A 16,482-nucleotide genomic window follows, 5' to 3' on the forward strand; every position below is an offset into this window, starting at 1 on the left:
TTGTTTGCGCCAACGCTCAGAAACTCTATGGCATCGACTTACCACCGGCCTACCTCGGCAAACGAACCGTGCAGTCGATCGGTTCCGCCCGGCTACTCCGGTCCGTGCATCGCGGGCACCCGCTCGGCCAGCGGTGGCGGCGGTGGCGGGGTGCCGTCGCCGAAAGGCCTGCCGCCGAGCGCTTCCCGTCCGTGCGGGGTGAGCCAGTTGGCCAGATCGGGCCCCTTCGGCACGATCCGGGTCGGGTTGATGTCGGTGTGCACCACGTAGTAGTGCGTCTTGATCTGGCCGAAGTCGACGGTGTCGCCGAAACCGGGGGTCTGGTAGAGGTCGCGCGCGTAGGCCCACAGCACCGGCAGCTCGGTCAGCTTGTCCCGGTTGCATTTGAAGTGACCGTGGTACACCGGGTCGAACCGGACGAGGGTGGTGAACAGCCGTATGTCGGCCTCGGTGATGGTGTCGCCGACCAGATAGCGTTGTCCGGCAAGGCGATCCGACAGCCAGTCCAACCGTGTGAACAGCCGGTCGTACGCGGTCTCGTAGGCCGCCTGGCTGCCCGCGAACCCGCAGCGGTACACGCCGTTGTTGACGTCGCGGAACACCGCGAGGCTGACCTCGTCGATCTCGGCGCGCAGCGGTTCGGGGTACAGCGACGGTGCACCCGGGCGGTGGTATTCGGTCCACTCGGTGGAGAAGTCGAGGGTGATCTGCGCGTAGTCGTTGGTCACCACCTGCCCGGTCGCCACGTCGACCACGGCGGGCACGGTGATACCGCGCGGATAGTCGGGGAAGCGCGCCAGATACGCGTCACGCAGCCGATGGATGCCGAGCACCGGATCGACCTCGCCGGGATCGAGATCGAAAGTCCAGCTGAGCTTGTCGTGCGTCGGGCCGCACAGCCCGAGCGAGAGTACGTCCTCCAGGCCGAGCAGGCGCCGCACGATCAGCGTGCGGTTGGCCCACGGGCAGGCACGGGCGGCCACCAGCCGGTAGCGGCCCGGCGCCACCGGATATCCGTCGCGGCCGTCGGCCGTGATGCGAGTGGTGATGTAGTTGGTGTCGCGCTTGAATTCACCCGGCTCGACATAGGAACCGCTGGCCGTTGTGGTCACCGACACAGTGTCGCATTCCGACGCAGCGGACGGAGTCCGCTTCGCGCCGGGCCGGAGCGAAGCCGGAGGCAGCCGCTCTAGGCTTCCAGAATGAGTGAAACGAAGGCGACTCGGCTGGAGCGGGAAATTACGGGCAGTGCCGTTTCGAGCGACCTGCAAGCAGTCGCCAGCGGCGGCGCGGAGGTGGCCACGCTGACGCTGGCGCATCCGCCGCTGAACCTCTTCGACCAGGCCATGCTCGACGCGCTGATCGCCGATATCGCGGAGCTGTCCGCGCGGCCGCCGCGTGCGCTGCTGCTGCGGGCCGAGGGCAAGGTGGTCTCCGGCGGTGTCGACGTGCACGTATTCGACGGGCTGTCCATCGAGCAGGGCGCCGAGCTGTGGCGCACCCTGTTCGCGCAGATCATCCACCCGCTCGAGGCGCTGCCGTGCCCGGTGATCTTCGCCGCGCACGGGCTGACACTGACCGCGGCCTTCGAGATCGCGCTGGCCTGCGACCTGATCCTCGCCGCGCCGAAGGCGAAGTTCGGCCTGGTGGAAACCGTTGTCGGCCTGACCCCTTCGATGGGCGGCCCGCAGCGCCTTGCCGAGCGCGCAGGCTCGGGACGTGCCCGCGAATTCGTGATGACCGGCGATCTCTACGACGCGGCGACCATGGCCGAATGGGGCGTGGTGAACGGCGTGCACGACGATGTCGACGCCGCGGCAAGGGAATTGACGCACCGGCTGGCACACGGCCCGACCCGCGCGCACGCGGCGACCAAGCGGATTATCGAGGCGTGGCGCTCCGGCGGTGTCGCGCACGCGGATTCGGTGACGCCCGAGGTGTCCGGCGCGCTGTTCGCCACCGAGGATCTGCACGGCGCGGTGCGCAGCTTCCTCGAGGTCGGTCCGGGCAAGGCCAGCTACACCGGACGGTGACAGGCCGGACACGTTCGTCGCCTCTTCCCGCGAAATTGTGACATCGGTCATATAGTCGCAGGTGCCCGCGCAGCCGCGGTCTTCGCTGCGCTGGACGGTTCGAGGCCCGCGCGGAGGACGGATGTCGCAGTTACTCGTCGAATACCCGATACATCGTCCGCAGGCCGGGGATCACCCGCTGGCCCGCGGCGCCGACGGGGTGCTGCGCTACGGCAACCTGACTCCGGCGCTGACCGAACTGCTCGATCTGCAGGTGCACGCCTTCGCGAGCCGGGAAGCGGTGGTCGAGATCGGCGGCCCCCGGCTCACCTATCGGGAGCTGTGGCACTCGGCGTCCCGTGTCGCGGGCGGGCTGCAGGAGCACGGCATCGGCTACGGCGACAGGGTGGCCATCCACATGCCCTCCGGTGCGCGGTGGGTGCAGGCGTTCCTCGGCGCGCTGCTGAGCGGCGCGGTGCCGGTGCTCGTCGACGCCGGGCTGCCCGACGCGGTGGCCGAGCGGGTGATCGCCGACAGCAGGACGGATTTCGTGCTCGGCGGTACCGGGCTGCCCGACGGCGCGGCATTCATCGATGACGGCGCCGCGCTGAGCGATCTGGCGCTGCTCTGCTACACCGGCGGCAACGAGACGCCCAAGGGCGTCGAGCTGACCAACGAGAACCTGCTGTCCGCGATCCGCTCCGTGGTCGGCGCGCTCGACCTGCCGACCGACGGTCTGCGCAACCTGGTGCTGCTCCCGCTCGCACACGCCAGCGGCTGTGTCGATCAGATGCTGCCGACCTTCGCGGTCGGCGGCACCGTCGTGCTCGCGCCCGACCCGTGCACGTTCGCGGAAACCATTGTCGCCGAGCGCATCGATATGGTGTCGGCGACACCGCGCATCTTCGCCGGGTTGCTGCCGAAGCTGGCCGCGCTGCGCGGTGACGGACTGTCCACCGAGGGCATCGCCCGGATCAGCAACGCGGGCCACCGCTCCGAGCGTGCCGCCGCGTCGACCGATCCGGCGGCCCAATCCGCCACGCTGCGTGAGCTTTTCCCCACCGCGCGGCAGTGGTCGGTGTGGGGCGCCACCGAGACCAGCGGTATCGGGCTCGCGGTCGGCGAGAACGCCATGCCGTCGGCGCTCGGATTCCCTTTCGGTGGTACCGAATTGGCGCTGTGCGGGCCGCAGGCGGGTGCGGGACGCGGCGAATTGCTCTGTCGCGGACCGAATGTCACCCGGCGCTACTGGAACGATCCGACGGCCACCGAGGCGCGCTTCACCGGCACCTGGTTCCACACCGGCGATCAGGTAACCATCGACGACGACGGCCTGGTTCGCCGGGAATCGGTTGAGCCCTAAGGGTTTTCGAGCCCGGCTATTCGAGCATCCGCTCGCGCAGCCGCGCGCGCAGGTCGGGGGTGACGCCGATCGCGGTCAGGTAGGTGTCGAAATCGCCGTGCCGCTCGCGGACCGAGACTTCGGCGATCCGCAGGTATTCCTCCCTGACACCGAGGATGTCCTCCGAGAGCTCGTCGCCGCCGATGAGTTTGTTCGACATCATGGCGCGCAGCGCGGGGACGGCGGCGTTGCTGAGCAGGAAGTCGGCCAGTACGTCGGATTCGCTGACGCCCGCCGCGCGCAGCACGGCGGCAACGCCCCAGCCGGTGCGGTCCTTGCCCGCGGCGCAGTGCACGAGCACCGCGCCGTCGCCGCGCAGGATCGATGCGACGATGGCGGCGATGGCCTCGCCCGCTTCCGGCAGGACCGGGAACATGCGGTAGACCTCGAGCATGTGCGCGAACGCGGCGCCGGTCTGCGCGTCGTGCGGCGGCGCCTCGGCCATGCGCGAGTCGAACGGGGTGATGTGCAGGCGCACGCCGTCGGGCAGGTTGTCGTGGCCGATGTGCTCGATCTCGCGGGTACCGCGCAGGTCGTGCACGTCGGAGACGGCGAGTTCGCGAAGGATGGCGTGGCCCTGGCCGGTGAGTCCGCTCAGCTGGGCCGAGCGCAGCAGCACGCCGGGGCGCACCTTCGCGCCGTCGACGGTGCGCAGGCCCGCGGTGTCGCGGAAGTTGAACGTGCCGGAGAGGAAGAACTGATCGGCGGGTGGCGAGAGAGTCACCGATCCAGGCTATCGGCCGTGACCTGACACAGCCAGACGACCGATTCGCCCTGTTCGGCTGTGTGTTCGGCCACAGAATTCCGGCAGGGGTCAGCCCGACCCGTAGAGTGGTCGATGGTGTGTGTCTCGGCCGGGCAGTGCCGAGTCCGCCGCCCAGGGAGCGGATTCCGACGCCACCGAGTGGTCGCGGAGCCATTCCGTTTGGGTAACAAAACATTCTTTCAGTCTGGAAATACCCACTGAACCTGTTCTTAAACCCCGAAAACCCTCTACCATCGATGAATGTTGGACCGGGCAGCCAGGGGTTTCAGTCCTACGGGCTGGGCAGCCGAGTTCAATGGTCGCGCCGACGAGGGTGCGGGAATTTTCTTTCGCCGAGGGAGTCGTCGTTGAACGCGAGTGGAGACATAGCAGAGGCACGGCTGCGGCCGACCATCTGCGATGCGATCGAGAAGGCGGCCGCCTCGCTCGATTTCACCGGAGTGCGGGCGCTGCGGGTACTGCTGCACGCCGGCGTGAGTGCGTACTGGCCGCTGGTCAAGGCCACCCCGAACAAGCAGATCCGCGCCTACGAGGCCACGGTGCACGCGCTGCGTGAGCGCTGGGAGGTGCAGACCGAATGTGTCGCCGACCCGACCGCGACCGCGGTGTTCCAGCAGATGGACTCCGAGGTGTCGTCCTTCCTGCAGCTATGCGCCGACAAATCGGGCGCGCAGTGGCTGGAGCCGGTGGACGCCATCGCGACATACACCGTCTCGGTACTGCAGGGCACCGTCCTACGCTGGCTAGCGGACTGCAATGACGAGACCATGCTCGTTGTGCTCGACGATCTGGTGAGCAGCCTGGCCACGCGCGCCGCCGAGGTCTGATCGCGCATTCGTTTCGGTTGCCCGGCGGGGTAATTGATACGAATGGAAATACAAAACGATGTGCACCGCAATAGTGGTTGCCGCGATGCCCGCATTCGCCGGGAAACGGGTCGAACACCCGCGCCCGCGGTACTGGACGTGTGACCAGTTTGGTGGTTGAGTTGTTCTGGTGACAGCACACTCGCCGATCGCAGGCCTGCACGCGGCAACGGCCGAGCTCGATCCGCCGCTGGCCGCACTCGACCTGACCGCGCTGCGCGCGAACGCCGCCGACCTGGTGCGCCGGGCGGGCGGTGTCCCGGTGCGGGTGGCGAGCAAATCCGTGCGCTGCCGCGCGGTACTCGAGCAGGTGCTCGGCGCCGAGTTGACCGCGGCGGGCGGCTTCGCGGGCATCATGTCCTATTCGCTGACCGAGGCCATCTGGCTGGTGCGCCTCGGCGCGCGCGATGTGCTGCTCGGCTATCCGTCCGTCGACCGTGCCGCGCTGGCCGAACTGGCCGCCGACGAGACGCTGCTGCGCTCGATCACCCTGATGGTCGACGATGTCGCGCAGCTCGGGCTGATCCGTGCCGCGGTCGGCACCGACCTGGTGCATCCGCGGGTGTGCCTCGATGTGGACGCGTCGCTGCGAATCGGCCCGCTGCACTTGGGCGTTCGCCGTTCGCCGGTGCGTTCCCCCGACCAGGCGGCCGCGCTGGCGCGCGTCGCGAAGCAGCAAGGCTTCGACGTGGTCGGCGTGATGACCTACGAGGCGCAGATCGCCGGGCTGCCCGACAGTAATGTGGCCGTGCGGCTGGTCAAGCGCGCCTCGGCCGCCGAGATCACCAAGCGCCGCGGGGCCGTGCTGGACGCGGTGCGTTCGGTGACCGGCAAGCTGGAGATCGTCAACAGCGGCGGCTCCGGGTCGATCGAGGTGAGCGTGGCCGATGCCGATGTCACCGAGGTGACGGCGGGCTCCGGACTGTACGTGCCGACGTTGTTCGACCACTACCGTTCGTTCACTCCGCGCCCCGCGATGTTCTTCGCCACCTCGGTGCTGCGCAAGCCGACGCCGTCGATCGCGACCGTCTTCGCGGGCGGCTACATCGCCTCCGGTCCGACCGGTGCGTCGCGTGTGCCGAAACCCGTGTGGCCCAGCGGATTGGGCCTGCTCGGCACCGAGGGCGCCGGCGAGGTGCAGACCCCGCTGTCCGGCGCCGCGCAGGTGCGCATCGGTGATCGCGTCTGGTTCCGGCACGCGAAGGCCGGCGAGCTGTGCGAGCGGTTCAACCACGTGCACCTGGTCGATGCCGACGGCACCCGCACCACCGTCCCCACCTACCGCGGCGAGGGCAAGGCTTTCGGGTAGATCAGCGCTGTCCGCTCAGGTTCAAAAAGCCCGCGAGGTCGGGTAGTTCGTCGGTGCTCGGTGGCAGGTACTCGGTGAGCAGTGGCGAGCGGATGATGATCGCCTTCCACATGGCGCGGCACAGCGCGGCCTGAATCAGGGTGCGCGAGAACAGGAACGGCATGCCGAAGGGGGCATCGGCCGGGCTGGACGTGGTCATCGACAGCAGGACGACCGCGGCCTCCCTGCCGCGGAACCGGTCGGCGGTGCCGACGAGGACGTCCTCGATCCTGGCGCGCGCCAGCAGGGTCCGTATCCGGCCGACCTGGGCGCTGTAGGGGGCGACGACGAAGATGTCGTGCGGATGCAGCCGCCGGGTCATCGCGCCGATGGTCCAGGACAGCCCGAGCAGCGCGCGCACCCGGCGGACCACCTCGCGCGCCTCGGCCTCGGATTCGGTGGCATTGCCGTGATGATCGACGAGCACGGTGTCCACGCCGGGCTCGATCCCGTCGAGTTGCCGTGCGAGCGTGACGGTTTCGTTGGACCGCAGCCGATTGTCGTAGTAGAGCCGCGAGACCGGTTCGCAGACGCGCGGATGCATGCGCCAGGTGCGGTCGAGGAAGTAGCCGCGCTCGGCGGGCAGCGTGTCGCGGCCCTGCGCCAGCCAGTTCAGCACCGACATCCCGACCGGCTCCGGATGTGCCGCGCGCGCGACCGGCGGCGCGAGATCGCCGAGCAGCAACAGGTTTCGCGCGCTCACCGCGACCGCGATGGCGTCGGCGAGCGGGAATCGGCCCGCGTCGGCGATGACGAGTAGATCGAGCCGGTCCGGCGGGATGAGCTCCTCGTTCGCGAAATCCGCCGACATACCGCCGATGACGCAGCCGTTGACGGCGTTGTCGAGGAACCGCGGGTAGCGGGAGCCGTCGATCACGGCCCACTCCGGGGCCACCGATGCCACGTCCTTCTTCGCCACCAGCTCGGGCAGCACCCCGATCCGCACCACCGTGTCCAGTAGCTGCTCCACGGTCGAATGCGCCGGTGCGACAACGCCGATCCGCCACCGGTGCCTGGTGACCAGCCGCTCGAGCACCCTGGCGATGGTCGAGGTCTTGCCGGTGCCGAACGGGCCCTGCACCGCGAGGTAGGAGTTCTCCAGATCGCGCATGGCCGCGGTGATGGCGGCCGCGTGATCGCCGTGCACCGCGGGCAGCGAGAGCGCGCGGCGCAACCGGGGCGGGCGAAGGGCGAGGATGTCGAAGATGGCGCCGTCCGGGATCTCGGGCAGCGTCATCAGCAGCTGCTGCGCGGTGAATTCGACGGCGGTCTCGATGCTTTCGTCCCAGGCGGGTAGGCCGGGCGCGATGGCCGTCGGCAGATCGTCGTAGGGTGCGCAGCCGTCGGGGAGTAGCTCCTCGAGCCGGACGGTGTCGTCGAAATTCGCGTCCACCGCGCAGCCGAGCACGGTGGCGGTGGCGGTGGCCCGCCTGCCGACCGCGGTGACCATGCCCGCGGCCACGGGCCGGTCGTAGAAGGTGAAAACGGTGGCGCCCGGCGCGAGTCCGGCGTCGGGGCGGGCGCCGCCGGTGCGGATCCGGCCGGTCAGCGTGAGATAGCGGCGCATGGTGCCCACCGGCGAGTGATGCCATTTGGTGTCGACGGTGCCCCAGTCGGCGACGAGAACGCCTGGTGCGTCGGCCCATTCGTCGACCGGATGGCTGAGCCGGTCGGTATGCGCCCACCACAGCGGCTGACTCTCGCGGCGGTGATAGCCGAGCGCGGCCGCCATCATGGCGGCGGGATGGTGCGATTCCGGTTGGCCCGCGGCATATTCGGCGAGCGCGGCCTCCAGCGACGACGGCCGCGACGGCACCGGCAGCTCCGGCTCGTCGGGGCCGGGCACCAGGCACCACGAGCTCGCGGGCTCCAGCAGCAGCGAATCCGCGTCGACATGCTGTTCGGCCGCGCGCGCGAGCAGCCAGTCGCGCAGCCTGAGCACGGTCACGCAGTCGTGTTCGGCGGCGGAATCCCCGGCGCCGGGTAGCAACTCGCGTAGCCTGCTCAGCTCGTAGGACCGCTCGCCGATCAGCAGCGCGTTGCGCACGATCGGGTACAGGTCGACCAGGACGCCGCCGCACAGTAATTCGTCGATCAGTTCCTCGCCGACGCCGTGCTCGCCGACCCGCCGCAGCAGCGTCGCGCGCGCCTGCGCGGTGTAGTGGTAGACGTGCATATCCGGGAACAGCCGATGCCGCTGCACCACGAAGTCGAGCACTTCCTCCACCGCGCGCCGCTTCCCCGCCGCGGTATCGCCCGCCGGTTCGCGCACCGCGAGCAGCACCGTGCCAGGTCCGCCGACCTCGATCGACAGCTGTCCCGGTGCGTCATCGATGGCGATCGACAGATCACCCGGTGAGGCGGGCGGCAGCGCGCCGAGCGCGATCGCGTCGACGAGGGTGTGCGCCGGTGTCACGGAACCCTCGCTCCTGAGCTGGATCTCGGCCTGGCGGCGCAGCCCGAAGAAGGCCCTCGGCGGAACACCGGGCACGGTGTCCGTGGTGGCGGCCAGCCGGTCGATGGTGTGCACGCCCGCCTCGCGCAGCCTGGCGCGCGCCGAATTCGGCATACCGGCGACCAGGAGCAGATCGCGCGCCTCGGTGAGCGCGGCCGCGCAGGCGCCACACTGCCCGCAGGCGAGATAGCGCGGGTCGCCCCACTGCACGGGCAGCAGTTCGCCGAGTTTGTCCTCCAGGATGCGTTCCAGCCGCTGCCTGCGCGCCAGGTACACCGGCTCCAGGTCGGCGAGTGCGAGATCGGCGCCCGTCGCGCCGTGGTGTAGCCGGACCAGCGGCGCGGTCAGCGCGCCGCTGGCATCGAGGGCGTCCGCGCACGCGGCGAGTTCGAGTGCGGCACCGAGCCGCTCGCCGCCGTTCGGTGCGGTGCCGTGCACGGTGTAGCGCACCCGATGACCCGCGCGCACCAGGAAGTCGCAGGAGCAGGCGAATTGGCCGTCGAAGAAGGTGGCCCCGTGGATGACGTGCACGCCGGCGCGCAGCGCCGCGATCGTCTCGGTGTGTGCGGCGCGTAGCGCATCGATGTGTGCCCGCGGATCCGCCGAATCCGGGGCGTGGTGCTGGATCTCCACCATCGCGCCGCCGAACCGGTCGCGGAAATCCGCGAGCCGGTGCTCGCGGTGATCGTCGAATCCGATGCGCGGCACCGGATCGACGGTGGGGACCGCTAGGTCTTCGGCGGGCCCCATGGTGCCCAGTGCGGTGTCGAGGGCGCGCAGCATCGCGAACTCACAGCGCGCCGCGCGCACGAGATCCACGGCGGAACAGACGACACGATCACCGAACACGAACAAACGCGCCCCTCCTGTGTCCTTGCGGGACGCCCGCAGCCGGTGGGCTCACGCCTCCGGTGTCGTTGCGGGACACCCGCTGCCGTTGCGCGCTGGAGTTCGCGCCGACGGCAACACCTTAGCTAGCGCGTTGCGGCGGGGCTTACCCTGCCCGGCTCAAGAGCGTGGTTTGCGCCGTTCGGGCCGCTTGCCGCCGCTGAACTCGCGGCGCGGACCGCGGGTCATCGCCCGCTGTCCCGGCGGGCCCTGATCCGGGGTGAGCTGGATCAGCACACCGCTGATCCTGGTGCGCCGCAACGCTTCCAGCGTTTCCGCTGGGAGGTTGGCCGGCAGCTCGACGAGGCTGTGATCCGGGCGGATGCTGATATGCCCGAAGTCGCTGCGGCGCAGGCCGCCCTCGTTGGCGATGGCGCCGACGATCGCGCCCGGGACCACCCGGTGCCGCTTACCGACGCTGATCCGGTAGGTCGCCAATTCGGCGCCGGTGGACCGATGGTGCGAGCCGCCCTCGTCCTCGAACCGGCGGGCCGGACGCTCGCGCGGCATCCGCTCGCGGTGCGGGCGCTCGACCGGTTCCGGCTCGGGCTCCAGGAAGAAGCTCTTGCCGTCGTAGGCGCCGACCGCGAGCGCGGCCGCGATATCGACGAGCGGAATGTTGTGCTCGCGCTCGTAGTCCTCGATCAGCTTGCGGAACAGCGGCAGGTTCGCCGAGCTCAGGTTCTCGGTGATGGCGTCGCCGAATTTGGCGACGCGCTGCGCGTTCACATCGTCGACGCTCGGCAGCTGCATTTCGGCGAGCGGATGCCGGGTGGCCCGCTCGATCGACTTGAGCAGGTGCCGTTCGCGCGGCGCGACGAACAGCAGCGCCTCACCGCTGCGCCCGGCGCGCCCGGTGCGGCCGATGCGGTGCACGTACGACTCGGTGTCGTGCGGGATGTCGTAGTTGACCACGTGCGAGATCCGGTCCACGTCGAGGCCGCGGGCGGCGACGTCGGTGGCGACCAGGATGTCGAGCGCGCCCGACTTCAGCTGCCCGATGGTGCGCTCACGCTGGTTCTGCGCGATATCGCCGTTGATGGCGGCCGCGGAGAAGCCCCTGGCGCGCAGCTTTTCGGCCAGTTCCTCGGTGGCCTGCTTGGTGCGCACGAAGATGATCATCGCCTCGAACGCCTCGACCTCGAGGATCCTGGTCAGCGCGTCCAGCTTGCGCTGATGCGAGACCTGCACCCAGCGCTGGTTGATGTTGGTGTTGGTCGAGGTCTTCGTCTTGACCGTGATCTCGACCGGATCGTGCAGGTACTGCTTGGAGATCTTGCGGATGGCCGAGGGCATCGTCGCGGAGAACAGCGCGACCTGCTTGTCCGACGGCGTGTCCTTGAGGATGCGCTCCACGTCCTCCTGGAAGCCCATCTTCAGCATCTCGTCGGCCTCGTCGAGCACCAGGTACTGCAGCTGCGACAGGTCGAGCGTGCCCTTCTCCAGGTGATCGATCACGCGGCCGGGCGTGCCGACGACGACGTGCGCGCCGCGGCGTAGGCCCGACAGCTGCACGCCGTAGCTCTGGCCGCCGTAGATCGGCAGCACATGCAGCCCTGGCATGTGGGTGGCGTAGCGGCCGAACGCCTCGGCGACCTGGATCGCCAGTTCGCGGGTCGGTGCGAGCACCAGTGCCTTCGGAAGTTTGCCGGCGGTATCCAGACCCATCAGGACCGGGATCGCGAACGCCGCGGTCTTACCGGTACCGGTCTGCGCGAGCCCGACCACGTCGGAGCCCGCGAGCAGCGGCGGAATCGTCGCGGCCTGAATCGGCGACGGCGACTCATAGCCGACATCGGCGATGGCCGCGAGGATGCGGTCATCGATCCCGAGATCGGCGAAGGTCGGGCCGTCGTTGTCCCTGTCGTTGTCGCCAGGAACGCTGTCGACCTCATTGGTGCTCATTGACCAGGAGTTTACTGCCTGGTGCTGGTCCTCCCGGCCACCGGCCCAATACGGTGAGATGTATGCAACTGAATACTCCGTCGACGCATGAAGACCCGGCGGCGTCTCGCCTGGACATTGCGGTCGTCCAGTTCGCTCCGTCGATCGACCCCGTGGCCAACCTCGCGGCACTGCGCGAGCACTTCGCCGAAGCCGCGAACAGCGGCGCGAAAGTGATCGTCGCGCCCGAATACTCGATGTTTGCCGTGACCGAATTGGATGAGCGCGTCGTGGCCGTCGCCGAGCCGCTGACCGGGCCGTTCGCCACCGGATTGGCGCAATTCGCCAAGGAACTCGGCGTACATCTGGTAGCGGGCATCGTCGAACAGGTGGCGCCGGACGCGCGCCAGATCTACAACACGCTGGTGGCCTTCGGACCCGACGGCGAACTCGTCGCGCGGTACCGGAAAGTGCACCTCTACGACGCGTTCGGACAGCTCGAATCCGACTGGGTGCGCGCGGGCGAGATCGAGACGCCCGCCACATTCACGGTGGGTGGTGTGACATTCGGCATGCAGACCTGTTTCGATCTCCGATTCCCGGAGGGCGCCCGGCGCGTCGCGGTCGAGGGCGCGCAGGTGCTGCTGCTGCCCGCGCAGTGGATTCCCGGGCCGAACAAGGTCGATCAGTGGACGACGCTGCTGCGCGCCCGCGCGATCGAGAACACCATCTACGTCGCCGCCGCGGATCAGGGCGCGCCGCGCGGCGCCGGGTCCTCGATGATCATCGACCCGACCGGTGCGGTGCTCGCCGAACTCGGTGCGGAAACAGGGGTGCTGCGCGCCGAGATCGACCTGGCGCGGGTGGCTCAGGTGCGCGTCACCAACCCGAGCCTCGCATTGCGCCGATTCGCGATCACCGAGCGCATCTGACGCGGCATCGCGAAAGCGATTCGGTGAGGCCTGTTGGTCGGGTGACGGGTGGACCCAGCATCGCGAAGCGATTCGGTGGGGGGTGGTGGTCGGGTGGCGGAGGGACCCAGCATCGCGAAGCGATTCGGTGAGGGGTGGTGGTCGGGTGGCGGGTGGGCGTAGCGTTCGAATCGATGATCTATACCGATCGCGCATCGGCCGGTCGCGCGCTGGGTGCGCACCTGGAGCACCTGCGGGCGTCGGTACCGCTGGTGCTCGGTCTGCCGCGCGGCGGTGTTCCGGTGGCCGCCGCGGTCCGCGACGTCATCGGTGGTGATCTCGACATCCTGCTCGTGCGCAAACTCGGGGTGCCGTGGCAGCCCGAGCTCGCCATGGGCGCGATCGGTGAAGGCGGTGTGCGCGTGCTGAATTCGGATGTGCTCGCACACACCGGGATCATGCCGGAGCAGTTCGCCGAGATCGAGGATGCCGAGCGGGCCGAGCTGGAGCGGCGGCGCGAGGTGCTGCGCGGTGACAGCAAACCGCTGTCGCTCAGCGGGCGCACCGCGGTGATCGTCGACGACGGCATGGCGACCGGGGCGACCGTGGTGGTCGCCTGCCGGATCGCGCGGCTGCAGCAGCCCGCGCATGTGGTGGTCGCGGTGCCGGTCTCGTCCATCGAGGCGCTGCGCCGGGTGGCCGGTGAGGCCGACGAGGTGGTCTGCCCGATGGTGCCGCGCGCGCTCGGCGGGGTCGGCACCGCGTATCAGGATTTCCATCAGCTCGACGACGAGGAAGTCACCGCGCTGCTGGACTAGCCGCTAGACCTCGGTGATGCCCTTGCGATGGCGTTGCGCCAGTTCGGCATAGAAGCCCGGGTTCATGTGCACCCACATCTGCGCGGCCGTGCCCTCGATGGGCTTCTTGACCACGGCGGGGGAGCCCGCGGCGAGCACACCGTCGGGAATCACGGTGCCCGGCTGCACCAGCGAGTGCGCGGCGATCATGGTGCCCGCGCCGATCTTCGCGCCGTCGAGCACCGTGCTGCCGTTGCCGACAATGGATTCCGCACCGACCGAGGCGCCGTGGAACACCACGCTGTGCGCGATGGTCGCGCCGGGGCCGATCTCGATCGGGCCGTCCGGCGGCACGTGCAGCACCGCGTTGTCCTGCACATTGGCGTTCTGGCGGACGATGATCGGGGCCAGGTCGGCGCGCAGCACCGCGCCGTACCAGACCGACGCGCCCGCCTCGACCCGCACGTCGCCGATGAGGGTGGCGGTCGGCGCGATGAACGCGGTCGGATCGATCTGCGGGCGCTTGCCTTCGAATTCGTAGAGTGGCACGTCGCCACGATAATCCTCGGTGACGGCAAACCTTGGGCCGCACGGCGGTTCGCGCGGCGGCGTCAGCGCCCGGCGTAGGTGACGGCCTGTTCGGCCGCGGTGATCATCGGGGTCAGCTGCGCGGTGAACGACTGCGCGGTGACCGCGGCGATATCCACGTCGACCCCGGTGCGCACCGTGTACCGCCCGTCGCCGAGCACATCGATCCAGCAGAGCAGGCCGAACGGGCGCAGTTCGCCGCCGCGCAGCACCGAGACAACCAGCTGGCCGATCCCATCGCGAGGTTGCTTGAGCAGCCTGCGGATTCGCGCGGAGACCGTGGGCCCCGACACCGGAACGGTGACCAGATCGCGGCTGTCCTCGGCGACCCTGGCCAGCGGTGCGGTCATCCGGGGCAGCGAACCCGCGGTGTTCTCCGGCAGCATCGAAACCAGCCGGGCCGGTAGGAATTTCGGGCTGCCGACGAACAGCCGGATATCGCCGCCGCGGTCGGTGGTCGTGCCGGGGCGCTGGGCCGCGACGACGGCGACGTTCCCGGAGACGACGCCGAGTATGCGGACCGGACGGACATCGTCGTCGGGCGGCGGTGCGTGCGTGCGGGCGGGCGGTGCGATGAGTGGGTTCGGCGCGGTCTCGGTCGCACCGGTTGTCGGCGCAGTGGATGGGTCGAGTCCCCGGTGCCCGAAAACCTCTATGCGCAGTGTGGGTTTCGCGAGGACGCGCAACGCCGATTCGAGATCGGGGTCGAGTGTCTCGTCGCACCAGCGGTGCAGTGCAGGGAGTTGGGCGGCGCGCTCGGCGGTGTCGCGCGCGGACAGGCGAACGGCAAGGGGATACGGGATCCGGTCGCCGTCCGTGCGCGCCCAGATCAGTGCGAACTGGTCCGGGGTGAAGAGCCAGTTCACTCCAGCTCGACCCAGGCGCCGAGCACCGGCGGTGTCGTCGGATCCATGGTGCCGACGAGATCGTTGTCGGCGGCGGGCTCGAGGAAGGTCAGATCATCGTCGATGAAGTGCAGATCGTCGTCCTCGTCCAACGGGTGTGCCTGCGGCGGGCGCGAGCTCATCGCCTGCGCGGCGACACTGGTGCCGGAGCGCGGTGCCTCGGCGGCGGCGATCGCGCCGCCCATCATGCCGCCGACCGCGCCCGCGCCCATCCCGGCGACGGCGCTGTTGCCCGAATCCTCGCGGCGCTCATCGCGTTTGCGTTTGTCGTCGGACGTGGCCGGTGCACCGGAGCCGGGCGCGGTGGTGAGCGGCGGAGTGGCGGCGGCGGTGACCACCGGCACGGACGCCGGGGTGGCCGGTGCGGCGGGTGCGCTCGGTGCCACCGTCGTCGCGGGCGAAACCTGTTGCGGTGCGGGCGATGTCACCGCGGCGGGGGCGGCAGCGGCGGGTGCCACCCGGTCCGGTGCGGGCGCGGGATCGCCGCCGCTCGCCGCGGCTACCGGGTCGGTGACCGCGGAAACCGTGGTGACCGGCGGTGTTTGCGGCTGATAGGTCGCGGGCCGCCCGCCGAGCACGAAGTCCGGTGCGGGCGTACCCGGCTCGGCCGGTGGCATCGAAACAGGTTGGGCGGCAGGGGCTCCGGGGGCCGTCCGGCTGTCCGGCGCCGCGCCGGCGACGGCGGCGACGTCATCCGGAAAGGCGGGGACGCCGGATCCGGTCGGGATGAACGCGGCCGTGTAGATGGTGTCCATCGCGCGCACCGCGTCCTGACGCGCGCTCTCCAGCGCCTTCTGCGTATCGGTATTCGCCGTCGCCTGTGCCGGGTCGAGCAGGGCGGCATCCAGATCGGGACTCGCGGTCGACGGTGCGGGCACAGCGCCGCGCAGTGCCTCGGCCGCATCGCCCGCCTGGCCGAGCCGCTGCGCCACCACCGCCATCACGTCGGCGATCCGCTGGCCGCTGCGCTCGAAATCGCGGACAACGGCCGCGGCGGATTCGGCGGCGGCACCGCGCCATCCATCGGCGACGGTGGCGCGGATCTCGGTGTGCGCCAGCTCCACCGCCTCGGCGAGCGCGTTCGATGAGCCGTGCCAGATCTGCTGGCCCGCGGTGAGTTCCGCCGGATTCAGCTGCTGCACGCCCTGGTGGATCTCGGCGTGCGACATATTGTCGAAAACCTCGACGTTCGGCGCGTATTCGGCGTCGACGAGCTGGGTCGTTCCGCGTTCGGTGGTGCGGCGCATCTTACGCACGGGCCGCTCCCGTCGCGTCGATCCGGCCTGTCACATCGATCCGGCTCAGCGCCGCGGCCAGCTCACTGTCGTGACCGGCATAGGCGGCGCCCGCCGCGCGGAAGGTCTGGGCCAGTGCCCGCGCCGCGTCCGCGTACTCCTGCAACCGGGTAACGGCATCGCCTGCCTTGGCCTCGAAGCCGGTGCGTAGCGCGGCACCGGAGGGGAAGCCGCCGAACCCGGGTAGCGTCGCCGCCGCGCGCACCGCCCTGATCTGTGCCTCGACCTGATCGGCCAGCAGTTCGTAGCGTGCGGCACAGCGCTCGGGCGCGCCATCGGCGACCAGCAGGCCATCGATCCACAGCTCGCCGTCCTCGACCGCCTTACCGAGCGCGGCCACCTCGTTCTTCGACACTTCGCCGGCC

Annotated in this window: 14 protein-coding genes; 6 read left to right on the top strand and 8 right to left on the bottom strand. The window is 69.9% G+C overall.

Annotated features, from left to right (window positions below):
- Positions 1–92 precede the first annotated feature (92 nt).
- The gene (locus ACIG5A_RS32955) at positions 93–1,112 is read right to left on the bottom strand and encodes a glutathione S-transferase family protein (protein ID WP_397247287.1); all 1,020 of its coding nucleotides are present in this window, start codon (positions 1,110–1,112) and stop codon (positions 93–95) included.
- 90 nt (positions 1,113–1,202) lie between these two features.
- On the opposite strand from ACIG5A_RS32955, the gene ACIG5A_RS32960 reads away from it, so the two are divergent.
- The gene (locus ACIG5A_RS32960) at positions 1,203–2,033 is read left to right on the top strand and encodes an enoyl-CoA hydratase/isomerase family protein (protein WP_397247289.1); all 831 of its coding nucleotides are present in this window, start codon (positions 1,203–1,205) and stop codon (positions 2,031–2,033) included.
- A 121-nt stretch (positions 2,034–2,154) separates the two neighbouring features.
- Positions 2,155–3,375 carry a class I adenylate-forming enzyme family protein gene (locus ACIG5A_RS32965; RefSeq protein ID WP_397247291.1) on the top strand — a complete coding sequence of 407 codons (1,221 nt, stop codon included), beginning with the start codon at positions 2,155–2,157 and terminating at the stop codon, positions 3,373–3,375.
- Positions 3,376–3,391: 16 nt separating this feature from the next.
- Here the strand turns inward: ACIG5A_RS32965 and ACIG5A_RS32970 are convergent, their stop codons facing one another.
- Complete coding sequence (locus ACIG5A_RS32970; RefSeq protein ID WP_397247293.1) at positions 3,392–4,138, bottom strand: tyrosine-protein phosphatase; 747 nt, start codon at positions 4,136–4,138, stop codon at positions 3,392–3,394.
- A 389-nt stretch (positions 4,139–4,527) separates the two neighbouring features.
- On the opposite strand from ACIG5A_RS32970, the gene ACIG5A_RS32975 reads away from it, so the two are divergent.
- A complete protein-coding gene (locus ACIG5A_RS32975; RefSeq protein ID WP_397247295.1) occupies positions 4,528–5,007 on the top strand; it encodes a TetR family transcriptional regulator in 480 nt (159 codons plus the stop codon).
- A gap of 169 nt (positions 5,008–5,176) precedes the next feature.
- On the top strand, positions 5,177–6,355 hold the full coding sequence (locus ACIG5A_RS32980) for an amino acid deaminase/aldolase (RefSeq protein WP_397247297.1): 1,179 nt from the start codon (positions 5,177–5,179) through the stop codon (positions 6,353–6,355).
- Between the two features lies 1 nt (position 6,356).
- On the opposite strand, the gene ACIG5A_RS32985 is transcribed toward ACIG5A_RS32980, so the two are convergent.
- Both ACIG5A_RS32985 and ACIG5A_RS32990 read right to left on the bottom strand, forming a co-directional pair.
- On the bottom strand, positions 6,357–9,698 hold the full coding sequence (locus ACIG5A_RS32985; protein WP_397247299.1) for an AAA domain-containing protein: 3,342 nt from the start codon (positions 9,696–9,698) through the stop codon (positions 6,357–6,359).
- 159 nt (positions 9,699–9,857) lie between these two features.
- Positions 9,858–11,642: a DEAD/DEAH box helicase gene (locus tag ACIG5A_RS32990; RefSeq protein WP_397247301.1), complete on the bottom strand. Its 1,785-nt coding sequence runs from the start codon at positions 11,640–11,642 to the stop codon at positions 9,858–9,860.
- 62 nt (positions 11,643–11,704) lie between these two features.
- On the opposite strand from ACIG5A_RS32990, the gene ACIG5A_RS32995 reads away from it, so the two are divergent.
- Positions 11,705–12,553: a carbon-nitrogen hydrolase family protein gene (locus ACIG5A_RS32995; RefSeq protein ID WP_397247303.1), complete on the top strand. Its 849-nt coding sequence runs from the start codon at positions 11,705–11,707 to the stop codon at positions 12,551–12,553.
- Between the two features lie 173 nt (positions 12,554–12,726).
- Positions 12,727–13,350 carry a phosphoribosyltransferase gene (locus ACIG5A_RS33000; protein ID WP_397247305.1) on the top strand — a complete coding sequence of 208 codons (624 nt, stop codon included), beginning with the start codon at positions 12,727–12,729 and terminating at the stop codon, positions 13,348–13,350.
- 3 nt (positions 13,351–13,353) lie between these two features.
- Here the strand turns inward: ACIG5A_RS33000 and ACIG5A_RS33005 are convergent, their stop codons facing one another.
- The 4 genes from ACIG5A_RS33005 to ACIG5A_RS33020 form a co-directional block, all read right to left on the bottom strand.
- Positions 13,354–13,878 (bottom strand): gamma carbonic anhydrase family protein, encoded by a 525-nt coding sequence (locus tag ACIG5A_RS33005; protein WP_397247307.1) that lies wholly within the window; start codon positions 13,876–13,878, stop codon positions 13,354–13,356.
- A gap of 62 nt (positions 13,879–13,940) precedes the next feature.
- Positions 13,941–14,783 (bottom strand): ESX secretion-associated protein EspG, encoded by an 843-nt coding sequence (locus tag ACIG5A_RS33010; protein ID WP_397247309.1) that lies wholly within the window; start codon positions 14,781–14,783, stop codon positions 13,941–13,943.
- On the bottom strand, positions 14,780–16,078 hold the full coding sequence (locus ACIG5A_RS33015) for a hypothetical protein (RefSeq protein ID WP_397247311.1): 1,299 nt from the start codon (positions 16,076–16,078) through the stop codon (positions 14,780–14,782). Before ACIG5A_RS33015 ends, ACIG5A_RS33010 begins: the two co-directional genes overlap by 4 nt.
- Positions 16,071–16,472, bottom strand: a complete 402-nt coding sequence (locus tag ACIG5A_RS33020; RefSeq protein ID WP_397247313.1) for a hypothetical protein — start codon at positions 16,470–16,472, stop codon at positions 16,071–16,073. Before ACIG5A_RS33020 ends, ACIG5A_RS33015 begins: the two co-directional genes overlap by 8 nt.
- Positions 16,473–16,482 lie beyond the last annotated feature (10 nt).

Origin of the sequence: Nocardia sp. NPDC052566, from assembly GCF_044547285.1 — a bacterium.
Classification (GTDB): domain Bacteria; phylum Actinomycetota; class Actinomycetes; order Mycobacteriales; family Mycobacteriaceae; genus Nocardia.